General features: G+C 61.5%; 17 protein-coding genes and 1 pseudogene. 9 read left to right on the plus strand and 9 right to left on the minus strand.

What is annotated here, in order from left to right; translation table 11 throughout:
- Window positions 1-20: 20 nt before the first annotated feature.
- Both ACPPVR_RS29110 and ACPPVR_RS29115 read right to left on the minus strand, forming a co-directional pair.
- Window positions 21-104, minus strand: a pseudogene (locus tag ACPPVR_RS29110) (IS5/IS1182 family transposase); the annotation flags it as partial.
- Window positions 105-263: 159 nt separating this feature from the next.
- Window positions 264-1,082, minus strand: a complete 819-nt coding sequence (locus tag ACPPVR_RS29115; RefSeq protein ID WP_426609999.1) for a hypothetical protein — start codon at window positions 1,080-1,082, stop codon at window positions 264-266.
- Window positions 1,083-1,559: 477 nt separating this feature from the next.
- On the opposite strand from ACPPVR_RS29115, the gene ACPPVR_RS29120 reads away from it, so the two are divergent.
- A complete protein-coding gene (locus ACPPVR_RS29120; protein ID WP_426610000.1) occupies window positions 1,560-2,003 on the plus strand; it encodes a CBS domain-containing protein in 444 nt (147 codons plus the stop codon).
- A gap of 97 nt (window positions 2,004-2,100) precedes the next feature.
- Here ACPPVR_RS29120 and ACPPVR_RS29125 read toward each other — a convergent pair whose 3' ends face one another.
- Window positions 2,101-2,724: a tyrosine-type recombinase/integrase gene (locus ACPPVR_RS29125; protein ID WP_426610001.1), complete on the minus strand. Its 624-nt coding sequence runs from the start codon at window positions 2,722-2,724 to the stop codon at window positions 2,101-2,103.
- 260 nt (window positions 2,725-2,984) lie between these two features.
- Here ACPPVR_RS29125 and ACPPVR_RS29130 point away from each other — a divergent pair, with 260 nt between their 5' ends.
- Together ACPPVR_RS29130 and ACPPVR_RS29135 are read left to right on the plus strand one after the other, a co-directional pair.
- Window positions 2,985-3,674, plus strand: a complete 690-nt coding sequence (locus tag ACPPVR_RS29130) for a hypothetical protein (RefSeq protein ID WP_426610002.1) — start codon at window positions 2,985-2,987, stop codon at window positions 3,672-3,674.
- Between the two features lie 405 nt (window positions 3,675-4,079).
- Window positions 4,080-4,262 carry a hypothetical protein gene (locus ACPPVR_RS29135; protein ID WP_426610003.1) on the plus strand — a complete coding sequence of 61 codons (183 nt, stop codon included), beginning with the start codon at window positions 4,080-4,082 and terminating at the stop codon, window positions 4,260-4,262.
- Window positions 4,263-4,277: 15 nt separating this feature from the next.
- Here the strand turns inward: ACPPVR_RS29135 and ACPPVR_RS29140 are convergent, their stop codons facing one another.
- From ACPPVR_RS29140 to ACPPVR_RS29150, 3 genes are all read right to left on the minus strand, one after another.
- Window positions 4,278-4,502: a hypothetical protein gene (locus ACPPVR_RS29140; protein WP_426610004.1), complete on the minus strand. Its 225-nt coding sequence runs from the start codon at window positions 4,500-4,502 to the stop codon at window positions 4,278-4,280.
- 54 nt (window positions 4,503-4,556) lie between these two features.
- Window positions 4,557-4,799 carry a transcriptional regulator gene (locus ACPPVR_RS29145; RefSeq protein WP_426610005.1) on the minus strand — a complete coding sequence of 81 codons (243 nt, stop codon included), beginning with the start codon at window positions 4,797-4,799 and terminating at the stop codon, window positions 4,557-4,559.
- Between the two features lie 97 nt (window positions 4,800-4,896).
- Complete coding sequence (locus ACPPVR_RS29150; protein ID WP_026201564.1) at window positions 4,897-5,106, minus strand: cold-shock protein; 210 nt, start codon at window positions 5,104-5,106, stop codon at window positions 4,897-4,899.
- Window positions 5,107-5,488: 382 nt separating this feature from the next.
- On the opposite strand from ACPPVR_RS29150, the gene ACPPVR_RS29155 reads away from it, so the two are divergent.
- Window positions 5,489-5,686 (plus strand): hypothetical protein, encoded by a 198-nt coding sequence (locus ACPPVR_RS29155; protein ID WP_426610006.1) that lies wholly within the window; start codon window positions 5,489-5,491, stop codon window positions 5,684-5,686.
- Window positions 5,687-5,710: 24 nt separating this feature from the next.
- On the opposite strand, the gene ACPPVR_RS29160 is transcribed toward ACPPVR_RS29155, so the two are convergent.
- Window positions 5,711-6,544 (minus strand): alpha/beta hydrolase family protein, encoded by an 834-nt coding sequence (locus ACPPVR_RS29160; protein ID WP_426610007.1) that lies wholly within the window; start codon window positions 6,542-6,544, stop codon window positions 5,711-5,713.
- Window positions 6,545-6,770: 226 nt separating this feature from the next.
- Window positions 6,771-7,580 carry an IclR family transcriptional regulator gene (locus tag ACPPVR_RS29165; RefSeq protein ID WP_426610008.1) on the minus strand — a complete coding sequence of 270 codons (810 nt, stop codon included), beginning with the start codon at window positions 7,578-7,580 and terminating at the stop codon, window positions 6,771-6,773.
- 164 nt (window positions 7,581-7,744) lie between these two features.
- On the opposite strand from ACPPVR_RS29165, the gene ACPPVR_RS29170 reads away from it, so the two are divergent.
- From ACPPVR_RS29170 to ACPPVR_RS29180, 3 genes are read left to right on the plus strand one after another with little or no spacing between them, the layout of a single operon-like run.
- The gene (locus ACPPVR_RS29170) at window positions 7,745-8,767 is read left to right on the plus strand and encodes a TRAP transporter substrate-binding protein (protein WP_426610009.1); all 1,023 of its coding nucleotides are present in this window, start codon (window positions 7,745-7,747) and stop codon (window positions 8,765-8,767) included.
- A 3-nt stretch (window positions 8,768-8,770) separates the two neighbouring features.
- Window positions 8,771-10,630, plus strand: a complete 1,860-nt coding sequence (locus ACPPVR_RS29175; protein ID WP_426610010.1) for a TRAP transporter large permease subunit — start codon at window positions 8,771-8,773, stop codon at window positions 10,628-10,630.
- Between the two features lie 25 nt (window positions 10,631-10,655).
- Window positions 10,656-11,345, plus strand: coding sequence for a hypothetical protein (locus tag ACPPVR_RS29180; RefSeq protein ID WP_426610011.1), 690 nt, complete (start codon window positions 10,656-10,658; stop codon window positions 11,343-11,345).
- A gap of 36 nt (window positions 11,346-11,381) precedes the next feature.
- Here the strand turns inward: ACPPVR_RS29180 and ACPPVR_RS29185 are convergent, their stop codons facing one another.
- Window positions 11,382-12,704 carry an Hsp70 family protein gene (locus ACPPVR_RS29185; RefSeq protein WP_426610012.1) on the minus strand — a complete coding sequence of 441 codons (1,323 nt, stop codon included), beginning with the start codon at window positions 12,702-12,704 and terminating at the stop codon, window positions 11,382-11,384.
- 262 nt (window positions 12,705-12,966) lie between these two features.
- On the opposite strand from ACPPVR_RS29185, the gene ACPPVR_RS29190 reads away from it, so the two are divergent.
- Both ACPPVR_RS29190 and oxlT read left to right on the plus strand, forming a co-directional pair.
- On the plus strand, window positions 12,967-13,104 hold the full coding sequence (locus ACPPVR_RS29190) for a hypothetical protein (protein ID WP_426610013.1): 138 nt from the start codon (window positions 12,967-12,969) through the stop codon (window positions 13,102-13,104).
- A 235-nt stretch (window positions 13,105-13,339) separates the two neighbouring features.
- Window positions 13,340-14,629, plus strand: coding sequence for an oxalate/formate MFS antiporter (gene oxlT, locus ACPPVR_RS29195; RefSeq protein WP_426610014.1), 1,290 nt, complete (start codon window positions 13,340-13,342; stop codon window positions 14,627-14,629).
- The last annotated feature ends 69 nt before the right edge of the window (window positions 14,630-14,698 follow it).

Raw genomic sequence — 14,698 nt, forward strand, 5'->3', positions numbered from 1 at the left:
ACAGGGGTATTATGCCATCATCCGGCAAGTCGAACGTCATGGGCCTCGCCGGGGCTCAGCGCCGGCCGTAGCGACAAACAATTGCTATCAACCACCGCGTGGATTGGACGCTTACGATGCAGAAGCGGACATCAGCCGGCCGACAATCTCGTTTGAAACCGTCGAAAATGACCCGTAGCGGACGGCGCAAGCGAGTAGCTTTTGTGAGCGAGCGTGACTCGCTCGCATCACGCTGTGAAGCTTGAACGCTGCTAGCAGCCACTTCAATTCGTAGTGGTCTTGCCGCCGCGCATGGACACGAGCTTTTCCTCACGAAATCGGAGAATGAGCCACGCGGTCTCATCGAAACCGTCTGCGAGCTTTCCGTCGTGAGAATACACCATCTGAGCAGCTTCCGACTTCGACGGCGGTCCCAGCGCCGTGATTACCTCCAAACGCGACATACCTAAATGCAGCTTGCCGTCGAAGACGAGGGGCGCGAACTTTTCCGGGATGATGGCGCAATCGGTCGAGGTCTCGGTGTCTTTCTCGGTGAGCTCTTCAACGATTTCTGTGACGAGATGGTCCGGGCCGCCCATCTCTCCGCTGGACACGACCCATAATCGATGCTGCGCGCGCCTATAACACAGCCAATAGATGCTATCTCCAGCGTCGCCCTGGTGTTGGATGGTCCCTTCGCCCACGGCTTCGCGGACTGCGCCGAGCAGCGTCTCCTCGAAGCGGCCGGCGAATGCGCCTAGCGAAAAGCGGGTCGCCAATCTCTTCACGACCGTCGGCGGCACGCGCTCGAACGCATGTTCGTCGACTGGCGGCGGCGGTGTCTGCGCGGAGCAGTCGTCCGCGGGGATCGCGAAAAGGAGAAGCAGCAAGAAGAGCGTCTTTCGACCATCAACTCCGAATTGCCTTACATTGGAGATTGAGCGCTTCTGCAATAGCTCCTTTCCTTTAGCAAGGATGGCGCCAACATCGAGGTCTTTGACGCGGCCAGCCGTTCTGTCCGCCAGTCCTTTATATATTTCTCGCCTCAGCAGGCCGCGCTCAGGCGTCGAGAGTGCGGGCGTCAGTTTCTGGGTATCGGACACGTCAGTCTATCTCTCGCGATGAAGAAAGGCACAACATATCATAGCTGACGTGTGGAGGAGCCTCCCTCACCCCACCGCCTTCACTTGGCTTTGGCCGGCCCACGTGCTGCATATTCGAGCAGCGTCGCGATTGCGGCTGCAGCATTGAGCGGAAGTAGCGGTGATGACGCACTGCATCAGCTAAGGGCCATGTGTGGACGGCTGACTTCCGCTGTTGGGCCCGCAGCCGACGCTGGGGCACGTTGAAGCGGCATCGGCTCTCCGATCCTCAGCGGACAAATCGGCGCACGTTGCTTACAGGCAGCTTGTGACCCATAACAGCCCTTGAGCCGGTGCCAGTGCTTAGACCGCTTGAACCTGGGATACCCTGCTCCACCCATTCCAGATATTTGCGGCATCGGCGCGGTGCTGACGAGGCAAGTTATTTCGACTATCCTCATCGAGGCGGGGCAGGACAGGACCCACGAGGGCAGATCGATGAGCACGGTAAAAAGCGCTCTGGCTCAGAAGAGCGGCGCCCTGATCCATGTACGTTCCGGCGACATGGTCATCGAAGCCTTGCGCCAGATGAGCGACAACCGGGTCCGGTCGGTGCTGGTCATCGACGACGACAAGCTGGTCGGTATCGTGACCCAGGGTGACTGCGCCATCAAAGTGTTGCTGCCCGGGCTCGATGCGAAGCAGACGCCGGTGGGCCAGGTGATGACGGGCAACCCGGTGACGATCAAGCCGGACGATCCGCTAGACGCCTGCATGGCGATGATGGCTGCGCGCGGCTTTCGCCACCTGCCAGTGCTGGACGCGGGCAAGGTCGTGGGCGTGATCTCGATCGGAGACGTCGTCAAGAACATCATCCGGGATTTGGAGCACAACGTGGACGACCTGATGGGTTACATCATGAAGGACGGTCCCGGGGGCTGACAGACGAACCGCGGTGCCGTCGCCCCGCGTACGCTGCTTGTGGCCCGAAGCCGGCTGCAAAGAAAGGGGCAGAGCATGTCCACTCTGCCCAGCTAGTTCAGACGTCGACTTGTTCTGCTATCGCGAGCGCATCATCGACTTCAATTCCCAGATACCGGACGGTGCTCTCGATTTTGGTGTGCCCCAGAAGCAGTTGCACAGCTCGCAAGTTGCCCGTGCGCCTATAGATGAGGGTCGCCTTTGTTCGACGGAGCGAATGCGTCCCGAACAGGTGAGGATCCAACCCTATGCCGGTCAGCCAACCCGATAACAGCCGCGCATATTGCCTAGTGGTCAGGCTGCACCCAGGGCCTCTACGCCCGGTGAACAGACTGTCGCCCGGCTTCTTGCCAGTTGTCCTCAGGTAGTCATCGATGGTCTGGCGGGTGGACTCTGTAAGTTCGAACTTGACCGGCGTTCCAGTTTTCTTCTGGCGGACGCTTGCCCTATCGGCCGCATAGCCGCTTGGTGCCACGTCATCGACTTTCAAGCCCACCACATCGCAGCCACGAAGCTTGCTGTCGATGGCGACGTTGAACAACGCCAGATCACGGATTCGCCCCTCAACTTGGAGCTTCGTGCGGATAGTCCAAACGTGCTTCGGGCGAAGTGGCGGCTTAGCGCCAACAATCTTGCCCTTGTTCCACGGGATGCGCTTTTCGGAGTTTAAGACATCGGTCATGATGACCTCCTCAGTTAATGAGGCCGGTCACTTTCAAACTTGTCACCCTGGAAACATACGTCGGCTTCCAGACGCTTGGAGGCGAACTGAGGTCCTACCCGATGGATTGGAAGTCCCAATTTGACCCATTCCGGAAGTCGCACCCGCTTCATTCAAAATTGAGCATTCGGCGCGTTAGCGGTTGATTTAATCAGCTCTTGCAACCTAGTGAGGCTCGTGGAGACCGAGATTATCATCTGGCCTCCACGCTTGAGTGACCTATGAAAGGCTGCCTCTTCGCGCTCGGAATATTGACGGGTCTCGTGATCCTTGCGGTCGCGTTCTTCCGGCTGAATTTTTACGATACTCATGTGCGCTACCGTCTGACCGTCGAAGTGCAGGACGGTGATCAGGTCAAGATCGGATCAAGCGTCATTGAGGTGCTTTACAATATTGAGCCGACCTGGTCGCCGAGCCACTTCAACTCTTTTCCGACACCTGTCGGATACGCGCCAACCGTTGACCTCGGCGAGAAGGGCATGCTCTTCCTGACCTTCTCTGATGCGACGAGAACCCCTGCGCAGCGGGCCGAATTCAACAAAGAAGTGTTCTGTCTCTTCGATGATATCGGATGTTTGCCCTTTGCGGCCTATCACAAATCCGGCGGGGGTGCTGATTTCAATCAGAAGAATGCCGCGCTTCACGAGTTGCTTCGCCAGAGCGGGCCGCGCGACGTGCCATTTATTGCTTTGCCTCAACTAATTCGCTTCGTAGACATCAATGATGAGCGCAGGTACGTGAAGCTCTCGCCTGATGACCTAGCCGTCAGCTTTGGACCGGGCGTCGAACTCAAACGTGTCGTCCTTCAATTGACCCATGATCCGGTCACGCAGCTGCCGGAAGTCTGGCCGCAATGGCTGAAGGAAAAGGGCCAGATGTCCGCCGTGCTGAAGGGATACCAAAACAACTGACGAAACTTATGTCACTGTCAGTGCTGCACCGCATGAGTCAGCAGTTGGCCCATCGCGGCATACTGCGCTACCGCACGAACTTGGTCGCTTTTGGGAGCAAAGCGGACTAGTCACCAGTCACATGACGCCGCCGGGTTTATGGGTGCACGGACCAGTCGCTGCGCGCGACCGGTTTTGGCGGCCTTTTTGTCGGCATCGCCGCAGGATTCAAGGAACCAACCCGATGGCCGCCAGTTGTTCTCGCGACCCGACGTATCCTGGCGCATCCTGAGACGCGCTTGACGTTCCGGAAGATTAATCGCCTTCTTCATCCAAGGACGATACGCCGATTCACCGGCCTGCGAACGTGGCCGGGAACGCCAGCGCCTTCCCGGATCACGCCCGTTCAATCAAATCGAGGTCGACATGTTGAAAGATCCCCCCTCTGATCGCGCCAAGCGTGAAGCCAACAAGGCGTTCAAGCCTGCCAACACGCAGAAGCCGATGAACGACTATGCGAAGGACCAGAACTCCTTCAACGAGAACCGCGAGCGTCTGAAAGCGGAGCGATTGGCCCGCGAGACCAAGCCGACAGGACGCTCCGAATAGGAAGCGACTGGCGGTCTAGAGCATCGAGAGCACGACGATCCCGTCCTCGAGGTCCCCCGAAGCCAGCCGCGTCCGCGCGATGCGCTCGAATTCCGTCCGGTATTTCTGAAGATAGCTGAACGCCTGCTTCTGCGTCGCAAACGTGGTAGCAAGTCGGCACATTTGCCGGCCCGCGCCAAGCGCGAGAAAGAAGGTGATCGTGCCACCGGCATCCAATTTGATTCTAGGCACGATCCGCACTCTTTGGCATGTGACCGGCCCTCTCCAATCGTTCGTCGGCGATATTGAAGTCGGCTATTGCGGCGGCTTCTTCTTGCGCTTCGTCACGGTCGGCGCCGGCAGCGATGCTTGCAGAGTTGCGTCGGCTGCTTCCTTGGCCTGGCGCAGCTCTCGAAGGCGCGCCATGTTCTTGCGGACATCGACGGCCTGCCTTTCGGCATCCGCCATGGCTCGCACGCCTTCCTCAGCGGCCAGGCGCTGACGGTTGGTACGTGCGATGCCTTCGGGTGACGGTACTGCCGATTTCCTGGCGCTCATCTTCACCCTGCTCAACAACAGACAAAACCCGCTCAATCGAGAGATCGAGCGGGTCGCATGGCCGTTTCAGTACATCCGTGAAACGGCACTCAAGAGCTTAAGCCAGCGAGAGATTCTCAGCGCTGACCTTGCCCCGCATCTTGTCGGTCTTGGCCTCAAAGTTGACCTTTTGGCCTTCGGCGAGACCCGCAAGACCAGCACGCTCGACCGCGCTGATGTGAACGAACACATCGTTGCCGCCGTCGTCGGGCTGAATGAATCCAAAGCCCTTCTGGCCGTTGAACCACTTCACAGTACCTGTCGTCATTTTTCTTCTCCAAAGAGCACATATGTGCATTCCACGTGACGCTCACGCAGAACCGTTTCAATTCGTCGATGTCGATGGAAAAGGAGCCCGCGGGCGCATTCAACAAGGCACAGCGGCTGAACGAACAACCCTAAGGTATACCTCATCAGCGTCTCGTGCAAGGCTTGCCCGGATTTAATTGGGCGGATGACTTTTAGTGCAGCGTTTTCCACGTCTTAGGCAACCTCGGGGTTCCTCGAAAGTTCCGGGCGAGTAACGTATCCTTGTGGACCGACCCGCCGTGGATTCATGCTAGAGTTCCTTCATCACCGCGCGGCACTTGGCCTCTATCGGTGATGAGAACGCCAATTGCGCTCCCGCCTCACAGCAAGGGAGGTGCGCCATGGAACGGCGTCGTTTCAAGCAGACACAATCTCTCAAGCAACGGCTCACCGAAGAGGTCGAACGTTTGCGCGAAGAGATGCACTCGCTTCCTCCAGGTCATCACCGCGAGGTTTTGCTGCAACGGCTGCGGCAGGACGAGACTGCCATCCAGATCGATGCATGGATCAGCTCTCCGGGTCTGAGGGCGCCGACCTGACGCAGCCAGGTCTCGACTGAGCCCTCAGCGATTCCCACTCGCGAGCTGCTCGCGGAAGCACTGCACCACGGCTGCATTGAACTCGCGGTGAAAGGCCGCCCGGTCGAACCCCGTCGGCACGTCGGTGCAGATGCGCGGGACGGCTGCCGCGAGTTCGGCCGAACAGGGTGCGAGGAAGGCAAAGTGGCCGGCCGGAACGACATGAATGTCGGGCTTGCCCGGTAGACCCTCCGCAACCCGCGCGGTGCCTGAACCGTCGCCCACGCCGGGACCACCGAACTGCGACCGCCAGAACTGGAACGGTGCCTTGACGGCTGCGAGGTTTTCCCGCGTCAGAACGCCCGGCGCGGGATCGACAATGACAGCAGCGCGGATACGCGCATCCTGCAACGGATCAGGCGGCATCTCGCCATTGTGCAGCTGCGCGCAAGCGCCAGTCGTCTCCTTGCAGAAGCTGGCGATGCGCGCGAAATCCGGCTTGGTCCCCATCAGCACGAAACCGGTAGAGCCTCCGAGCGAGAAGCCGAAGAAGCCGACCTTGGCGGTGTCGATCACCGCCCTGTCCTTCCATTCGCTCAATAGAAAATCGAGCAGGCGTACGATGTCGGCGGGACGCGATCCCCAGACCGAGAGAGTATCGCGCTGCGAGGAGTCGCTGAAGGTGTCGCCGGGATGATTGATGGCAGCAACAACGAAGCCGGCATCGGCCAGCGCCTCCGCAGTGTCATGGTTTTGACCAAACCACCCGCCCCGGCCGTGTGAGACGATCACCAGCGGCAGCTTGGCGCCCGTGACGGGACAATCCTTCACGCCCTTCAGGTCGAAATCGGCACCGACCGAAAGGCTGCCAAGCGACACATGTTCGGGCTGCTTCGCGCACGGATACCAGATCGCGCCTGCGAGCGCGGGATCGGACTCGAAGCTGAATGCCGGCAGACTCGGCAGGCGAGCCGAGACAGCAGAGAAAGACGGCGAAAGCCCACAGCGTGCTGCGCAACGGAAGTCCCCCTGGCCTCGCGCAGGAGTTGAGCGAGGAACGCGAGCAGAATTGTGGCCACAGTTGATCGCGCAGAGCATCACCATGTCATCGCGCCGTATTGCCCCAGGTCCCCACATTGCCGGCATTGAGCAGCGGAGACGCACTGCCGACCAGCGCGAGCTCGTCAGCTACGCGCAGCAGTCTCGGCCCGATCTTGAGCATCTGCGCCTCGGTGAATCGCGACGACGGGCCGGCGACGATGACCGCGCCGGTCGCGTGCTCGCCCTTGCGCTTGATCACGGCGGCCATCGAGCTCATTCCGGGCGCGTAGACGTCGTGGATCATGCTGAAGCCGCGCTTGCGGTGATCGGCGAGCATCTTGAGCAGACCCTTTACGGTCGTCGGGGCATGAGGTCCATAATGGGTGGGATCGCCGAGCCCCTGTCGCATCACCGCGGCGGTTGCCTCATCGTCCGAAAGCGTTGCAAGCCACGCATGGCCCGCGGCGCTGCACGACAGCCGGAGATCGATCCCCATATCGGGATCGTAGAGCAGCCCTACCTTGGCGCCCTGCGCTTTCGCCACCAGAGTAAGTCGATCGCCGTCCAGAATGGCCAGACGAACGAGCTCTTCGGTTTCCCTGGCGAGCCGGTTCATCACCGGCTGCGCGATGTCGATGATGCCTGACTTGCTCAGAAAACTCATGCCCATCGAGGCGAGCTTCGTCGTCAGCGCGTAGTCGCCACGCTGCGGCATCGCGCGCACGTAGCCGTATTTGACCAGCTCGTTCAGGGTCCGGTGGCACCCGCTGCGGATCTGGTTCAGATCGGTCGAGATCGCAGCGAGCGAGGCGCCGTTTGGGCGGGCCGCCAGATATTCCAGAATGGCCAGCGCCTTCTCCATCGAGCCGCTCATGGGCCGATCTCCTCCGCATCCAAGTTCGGCAGCCTATCTTTCAAAATTTGAAAGACAAACAAAAAATGTAGCTTCTCCCATTTGCCCTTGTTAATTGCCGAAAGTCGCCTGTAGCGGCCAAGACGAAAACAATGACGAGAACAGCGAGGGAGAGGACGATGGCCATGAGAAAGACCCTGGTTCAACGCAGACAAGTGCTCACCGCGCTCGCGGCGATGCCGCTGGTGACGGCGCCTTTCATCCGTCGCGCTTCGGCCGCCGAATTCAGCTTCAAGGTCGCCCATCCGCTCGCAGCAACGCACCCTACCAACCTTCGTCTTCAGGAAGCTGCGGACAAGATCAAGACGGACAGCGACGGCAAGGTCGAGCTGCGCATCTTCCCGAACGGGCAGCTCGGCGGCGAGGTCGATCTCCTGAACCAGGTCCGCGCCGGCGCGGTCGAGGGCTACGTCATCGGTGGCCTCGTTGTTTCGAGTGTCGTTCCCGCGGCTGCTCTCGACGGCACCGGCTTTGCGTTCTCCGACGCCTCGAAAGTGTGGCCGGCGGCGGACGGCAAGCTTGGCGACTACATCCGCTCCGCACTGATGAATGCCAACCTCTACGCCACCCGTACCGTCTGGGATCTCGGCTTTCGTGAAATCACCACCTCCGTGAAGCCGATCAAGACCGTGGACGATGTCAGCGGACTGAAGATCCGCGTCCCAGGAGCCGCAGCCTATACCGGCCTGTTCAAGGCGCTGGGCGCAGCTCCAACCAGCATCCAGTTCAATGAGGTCTATCCCGCGCTCCAGACCAAAGTCGTCGACGCGCAGGAGAACCCGCTTGGCCTCATTGTCACCTCGAAATTCTATGAGGTGCAGAAGTTCTGCTCACTGAGCAACCACATCTGGCAGGGCAACTGGGTTCTGTTCAACGGCCGCGTCTGGAAGAGCCTGCCGGCGAACCTTCAGGAGATCGTCGAGACCCGGCTGAATGAGGCTGGACGCGCGCAGCGCAAGGACCTCGCGGATCTCGACCAGAGCTTCCGCGACACCATGACCAAGGGCGGTATCCAGTTCAACGACATCGATGCGGCCTCTTTCCGCACCAAGCTGAAGGCAGCGGGCTACTACGCCGACGTCCGCAAGGCGTTTGGCGATCAGGCGTTCGGGCTGCTGGAAGATGCCGCCGGCGGCAGCCTTGGGTGATCGGTGTCCGACCTGATCCAAAGCGCGCGATGTCATCCCGGCGGTTTCGCTGACCGGGCGGAACGGACGATCGGGGCCGCGGTCGAAGGCGTCGCGGCCCTCCTGCTCGTCGCCGAGACTACGCTGCTGTTTGCAGGCGTGGTCGCGCGTTATGTGTTTCACAATCCCATCGTCTGGTCCGATGAGCTCGCCGGTGCGATCTTTCTTTGGCTCAGCATGCTCGGCGCGGTGGTCGCACTGCGTCGCGGCGAACATATGTGCTTTGCGGCTCTAGCCGAGCGCGCCAGCCCGCAAATCCGCGCGACCGTGCAGGCACTCGTGCTCACCTCGATCGCGGCGACACTGATTCTGTTGCTGCGCCCCGCGCTCGACTATGTCGAGGACGAGTCGTTCGCGACCATGCCCAATCTCGGCGTGCCCTCAAGCTGGCGCGTTCTCGGCATCGTGGTCGGTCTCGTATTGATGCTGGCGGTCACTGCCGTGCAGATCGTCAAGCGAACCCGGCCGGTCCACGCCATGTTGGCGTTTGCAATCGCCGGCGCCGTCGGCGCAGGCTTGTGGTTGGCCTCCCCGTTCCTGCTTGCCATCGGCAATCTCAACCTGATCGTCTTCTTCGTAGTTCTGGTCGCGGTGTCCATCGCCGTTGGTATCCCGATCGCATTCGCATTTGCGATTGCCACGGTCGCGTATCTCGGCCTGATGACCCACGTGCCGCTGAGCCTCGTCATCAATCGGCTCGACCAGGGCATGTCGCAGCCGCTGCTGCTCGCGATTCCCATGTTCATTTTCCTGGGCCTCCTGATCGAGGTTGCGGGGCTTGCGCGCGCCATGATTACGCTGCTGTCGCTTCTGCTCGGCTCCGTGCGCGGCGGGATGTACTATGTGCTTCTCGCCGCCATGATCCTGATCTCCGGCATTTCCGGCTCCAAGGCCGCAGACATGGCAGCGGTGGCGCCCGGACTCTTTCCCGAGATGAAGCGACGCGGCGCCAATGATGGCGATCTCGTCGCCCTTCTCGCCGCGTCCGCGGCGATGGCCGACACGATCCCGCCGAGCCTCGTGCTGATCACGCTCGGCTCGGTCACCGGCATCTCGATTGCGAGCCTGTTCACGGCCGGCCTGATCCCGGCGCTGGTTCTCGCGGGCGCGCTCGCCATTCTCATCTTCGTCCGCTCGCGCAACGATCGCCCCGCCCCGTCGGAAATCCATGGAAGGGGCGTTGTGCCCAGAGCCGTCGCACTGGCACTGCCCGCGCTGATCCTGCCGTTCGTGATCCGCACCGCAGTCGTCGAAGGCATTGCGACCGCGACCGAAGTCTCGACCATCGGTATCGCCTACACGCTTCTGGCCGGCCTCACGATCTACCGCCCCTTCCAATGGAGGCGCTGCTATCCACTGCTGGTCGAGACCGCCGCATTGTCGGCATCGATCCTATTCGTGATCGGCGCCGCCAATGGAATGGCATGGGCTCTGACGCAATCGGGCTTTTCATCGAGCCTGACCGCGACGATGCAGGACGTTGCCGGCGGTCGCTACGGCTTCCTCGCGATCACGATCGTCGTGTTCGTGCTGCTCGGCAACATCCTCGAAGGCATCCCAGCGATCCTGCTGTTCGCGCCGCTGCTGCTGCCGGTGTCGCACAGCTTCGGCATCGACGGCGTGCACTATGCCATGGTCGTCGTCATCGCCATGAGCATCGGCCTGTTCGCGCCCCCCTTCGGCGTCGGCTTCTACGCCGCCTGTGCCATCGGGCGCGTGGCGCCGAACGCGGCCGCCTCGCATGTCTGGCGCTACCTGGCCGTGCTCACGCTGGCCCTGGTGCTCATCGCCGCAGTCCCGTGGTTCTCGACGGCGCTGCTTTGAACGAATTGAAGGGATCGAGGTCAGCATGTCACTGCTAGGCAAGGCAGCCGTCGCGATGTGGTGGAGCGTGCGCCCCGAGCAGCGCGCTGAGTTCGGCGACTGGCATTCGCACGAGCATTTTCCGGAGCGGATGAGTATTCCTGGCTTTCGGCGCGGATCGCGATGGACCAGCACCGAGAATGCCGACGGCTTCTTCGTGCTCTACGAGCTGGAGCAATACGACGTGCTCACATCACGCGGATACCTCGACCGCCTCAACGCTCCAACGCCATGGTCGACCAAGATGATGCCGCATCATCTCGGCATGGTGCGCAGCCAGTGCCGGGTCGCGGCGAGCTTTGGCGGCGGCGTCGCGACCTCGCTTGCGACCGTCAGGCTTTCGCCGGAGACCGGACAGGAAGCGGCGTTGCAGGCCCATCTCTCCGAGACGCTCCGCCCGTTGACATCGCAACCGGGACTCACCGGCGTTCACCTGCTCCTGACCGATGCGCCCCGGACGAGTTCGCCCACCACCGAGCAGCAGATCCGTGGCGCTGACGGTGCCGCGGATTGGATCATCCTGCTCTCCGGATACGATTCCGAAATGATCGAGCGCGCGCTCGCCGATCAACTCGCGCCATCGGCGCTGCGCGCTGCCGGGGCGCGGGACAATCCCATGATCGGCAAGTACCGGCTTGCGTTCACGATGACGCCGAATGATGCGGTGGCGGTGTAGCGGTTGCAGTCACACAGAACGAGAAAGACCGCCGGATCAGCGGGCCCTGAGCCCACCGGCGGCGGCCCAGCGGTCCGGGTCGGGACTGTGCCCGATCAAAGCGAGGCCGTAGGCGATCGATTCGAACTGGTCCCCCGACATCAGCCGCTCGTTGCCGAACCGCTCGGCGAATAGTTTTCGCACCGCAGGCACGAAGGAGGTCCCGCCGGTCAGGAACACCTTTTCCACCTCGCGCGCGGTGATGCCGGCCTCGCCCAGCACCTTGTCGACGGTGGCGCTTAGACGCGCGACATCGTCGGCAATCCAGGCTTCGAAGTTTTTCCGTGTGATGGTCGAGCCGATCTCGACGCCGCCGCCCTTGAAGCGGAAGTCGACCTCATCCTGCGCCGACAGCGCGACCTTGGCGTCGGACACCGCCCGGTACAGCGAAAAGCCGAGGTCGTGGTCGACGATGGTGATGAAATCCTCGAGCAGGGCCGGCTTCAGCGCGGTGCGCGAAAGCTCGCGGAGCTCGCGCAAATCGCCGTTGCTCTTCATCAGCGCGAGCTGATGCCAGCGCGCGAGGTTGGTGTAGTGGCTGTTGGGGATCGGAAGCACCTTGTCGAACGAGCGGAAGCTGGAGCCTTTGCCCAGCCGCGGCGAGACGACGTGGTCGACAATGCGGTAATCGAAGGTGTCGCCGGCAATCCCGATGCCGGCGTGTCCCAGCGGCTCGGCGCGCAGATGGCCGCCTGCGCGCGAGAAACGCATCACCGAGAAATCGCTGGTGCCGCCGCCAAAATCCGCAACCAATACGGTGGCATCGCGCTCCAGCCGGCGGGCGAACGAGAACGCGGCTCCCACCGGCTCGTAGACATAGCGCGCGTGGCCGGCGCCGAGGCGTTCGAACGCGGCCCGGTAGCGCTGCATCGCCAGCACCTCGTCGGGATTGCCGCCGGCGAAGCGCACCGGGCGGCCGACCGTGATGTTTGCCGCCTCGAAGCCGAATTTCTCTCCGCCATGGCGCGCCAGCGTCCGCAGGAACGCCGCCAGAATATCCTCGAACTTGTAGCGCTGCCGGAACACCTGGGTGGTGTTGAAGCTGCTGCTCGCTGCGAAGGTCTTGAACGACTGGAGAAAGCGGTAGATGTGGCGCCCTTCGAGAAACTGCTCGATCGCCCACGGGCCGCCTTCAGCCTGGGCGCCGGCGCCCGGCCGGTCCTCCCAGAAGCACAGAGCCGAGACGTAGGTGCTGTGCCGCTGGCCGCCATGATCGAAGCGGATGGCCTCGACCCGGCGGTCGTCCGCCGCGATCGCGACGACCGTATTGCTGGTCCCAAAATCGATGCCGATCGAGACGGCGGGCGAGGCGCTCGACATGAACCACTCTGACAGATGATTGGAAAAGGGGGCAGACCACTAGCGGTTTTGCACTGCGGTGCCAAGGCCCCGATGCGCGGGTTTCCGGCTGGATTCCGCATCAATTTCTGCCTAAGCAGCCGTTTCAACGCATCATTATGCTGCAATGCGGTAGGCTAAATGCTGCCATGCACTGAAACACATGGACAGTGGCATCTGGTATACATAGATTGCCCTTCGAAATGAGACAGTAATACTGACCGTCTCGAGAAAGGGATTTCCGATGTCCAAGACCGCTTCCGTTGCGCTCGCGCCCTCCCCCTCGCTGTTCGCCCGTTTCATGGCCGCGCTCGATCGCCTCCTGATGGCGAGTGCCGAGATCTCCAGCCACAACGGCGACCTGCCCCGCTTCGGTCTGTAAGGACAACGCGCGTCGAATTGTCGCGCGGGTTCTGAAACAAGCGAACTTCTACTTTTGATGAATGGCCCCGCTGCGCGGGGCCATTTCTATTTGGGAATCGGCTCATTCACGCAGCCTGCAAACAGGTTGCGTCATAAGCGCACAACGGGCCGTCGCGCGCTTGATGCTTGGCATAATGAATACAAGAATGCCGCCAACGCTCGCACAGAAAACAGAAGCGCACATTGGAGGATTCATGACGGACATGGTGCAGGCAACAACAGCCTCTACAGCCGCACGCGTCAGCGACACGTATCGCTGGGCGCAATTGGCGATCGGCGTTGCGGCCATGGTGATGATCGCCAACTACCAATATGGCTGGACATTCTTCGTCCCCGACATCCAGAAGACTTTCGCTTGGGATCGCGCCTCGATCCAGTGGGCCTTTACGCTGTTCGTTTTATTCGAGACCTGGCTCGTGCCGGTCGAAGGATGGTTTGTCGATAAATACGGCCCGCGCATCGTCGTGTTCGTCGGCGGCGTGCTCTGCGCCATCGGCTGGGCGATCAACGCGCAGGCCACCACGCTCAACGGCTTCTATCTCGGCATGATCATCGCCGGCATCGGTGCCGGCGGCGTCTACGGCACCTGCGTCGGCAACGCGCTGAAATGGTTTCCCGACAAGCGCGGTCTTGCCGCGGGCATCACGGCCGCGGGCTTCGGTGCAGGCTCTGCTCTCACGGTCGCGCCGATCCAGGCCATGATCAAGGATAGTGGTTTCCAGACCACCTTCCTCTATTTCGGCCTGGGACAAGGCATCATCATCTGCATTCTCGCGTTTTTCCTGCTGGCGCCGAAGCCAGGGCAGGTCCCGAACGTTGTGGTGAATGCCGCACTCGTGCAGACGCGTCGCAACTATCAGCCGACCGAGGTGCTGCGTCAGCCGATCTTCTGGTTGATGTACTTCATGTTCGTGATCGTCGGCGCCGGCGGCTTGATGGTGACGGCGAATTTGAAGCCGATCGCGGTCGACTGGAAGGTCGACGCCGTTCCGGTCACGCTGATCGGCATGACCATGACCGCGGTGACGTTCGCAGCGACGATCGACCGCGTGCTCAACGGCCTGACGCGTCCGTTCTTCGGCTGGATCTCCGACAATATCGGCCGCGAAAACACGATGTTCATCGCCTTCGGCATGGAGGGCTTCGGCATCTGGATGCTCTACCTCTGGGGCCAGGATCCAATCTGGTTCGTGATCCTGTCGGGCTTCGTGTTCTTTGCGTGGGGCGAGATCTACTCGCTATTCCCCTCGACCTGCACCGACACGTTCGGCGCAAAATTCGCGACCACCAACGCGGGCCTGCTCTACACCGCCAAGGGTACAGCCGCGTTGCTCGTGCCGCTCGCCAATTATGTGCAGCAGACCTCCGGCCAATGGGACTACGTGTTCATCCTCGCGGCCGGCGCCAACATCCTGGCCTCGCTGCTCGCGCTGTTCGTGCTCAAACCCTGGCGCAGGGTCGTGGGCGCGCAATCGACCATCTGACACGCGCTGCAAACACGATCTTGCGCATCACGCCCGGCCCTCGCGGCCGGGCGTTTTCGTTTTGTGCGA

The sequence above is a fragment of the Bradyrhizobium sp. McL0616 genome (assembly GCF_049993385.1).
Classification (GTDB): domain Bacteria; phylum Pseudomonadota; class Alphaproteobacteria; order Rhizobiales; family Xanthobacteraceae; genus Bradyrhizobium.

What these genes read in the sequence shown, in the direction of transcription:
- ACPPVR_RS29120 (WP_426610000.1), top strand. Translation starts at nt 1,560, where the DNA reads ATGAGCACGGTAAAAAGCGCTCTGGCTCAGAAGAGCGGCGCCCTGATC.
- ACPPVR_RS29125 (WP_426610001.1), bottom strand. Translation starts at nt 2,724, where the DNA reads ATGACCGATGTCTTAAACTCCGAAAAGCGCATCCCGTGGAACAAGGGC.
- ACPPVR_RS29130 (WP_426610002.1), top strand. Translation starts at nt 2,985, where the DNA reads ATGAAAGGCTGCCTCTTCGCGCTCGGAATATTGACGGGTCTCGTGATC.
- ACPPVR_RS29135 (WP_426610003.1), top strand. Translation starts at nt 4,080, where the DNA reads ATGTTGAAAGATCCCCCCTCTGATCGCGCCAAGCGTGAAGCCAACAAG.
- ACPPVR_RS29145 (WP_426610005.1), bottom strand. Translation starts at nt 4,799, where the DNA reads ATGAGCGCCAGGAAATCGGCAGTACCGTCACCCGAAGGCATCGCACGT.
- ACPPVR_RS29150 (WP_026201564.1), bottom strand. Translation starts at nt 5,106, where the DNA reads ATGACGACAGGTACTGTGAAGTGGTTCAACGGCCAGAAGGGCTTTGGA.
- ACPPVR_RS29155 (WP_426610006.1), top strand. Translation starts at nt 5,489, where the DNA reads ATGGAACGGCGTCGTTTCAAGCAGACACAATCTCTCAAGCAACGGCTC.
- ACPPVR_RS29165 (WP_426610008.1), bottom strand. Translation starts at nt 7,580, where the DNA reads ATGAGCGGCTCGATGGAGAAGGCGCTGGCCATTCTGGAATATCTGGCG.
- ACPPVR_RS29170 (WP_426610009.1), top strand. Translation starts at nt 7,745, where the DNA reads ATGAGAAAGACCCTGGTTCAACGCAGACAAGTGCTCACCGCGCTCGCG.
- ACPPVR_RS29180 (WP_426610011.1), top strand. Translation starts at nt 10,656, where the DNA reads ATGTCACTGCTAGGCAAGGCAGCCGTCGCGATGTGGTGGAGCGTGCGC.
- ACPPVR_RS29185 (WP_426610012.1), bottom strand. Translation starts at nt 12,704, where the DNA reads ATGTCGAGCGCCTCGCCCGCCGTCTCGATCGGCATCGATTTTGGGACC.
- ACPPVR_RS29190 (WP_426610013.1), top strand. Translation starts at nt 12,967, where the DNA reads ATGTCCAAGACCGCTTCCGTTGCGCTCGCGCCCTCCCCCTCGCTGTTC.
- oxlT (WP_426610014.1), top strand. Translation starts at nt 13,340, where the DNA reads ATGACGGACATGGTGCAGGCAACAACAGCCTCTACAGCCGCACGCGTC.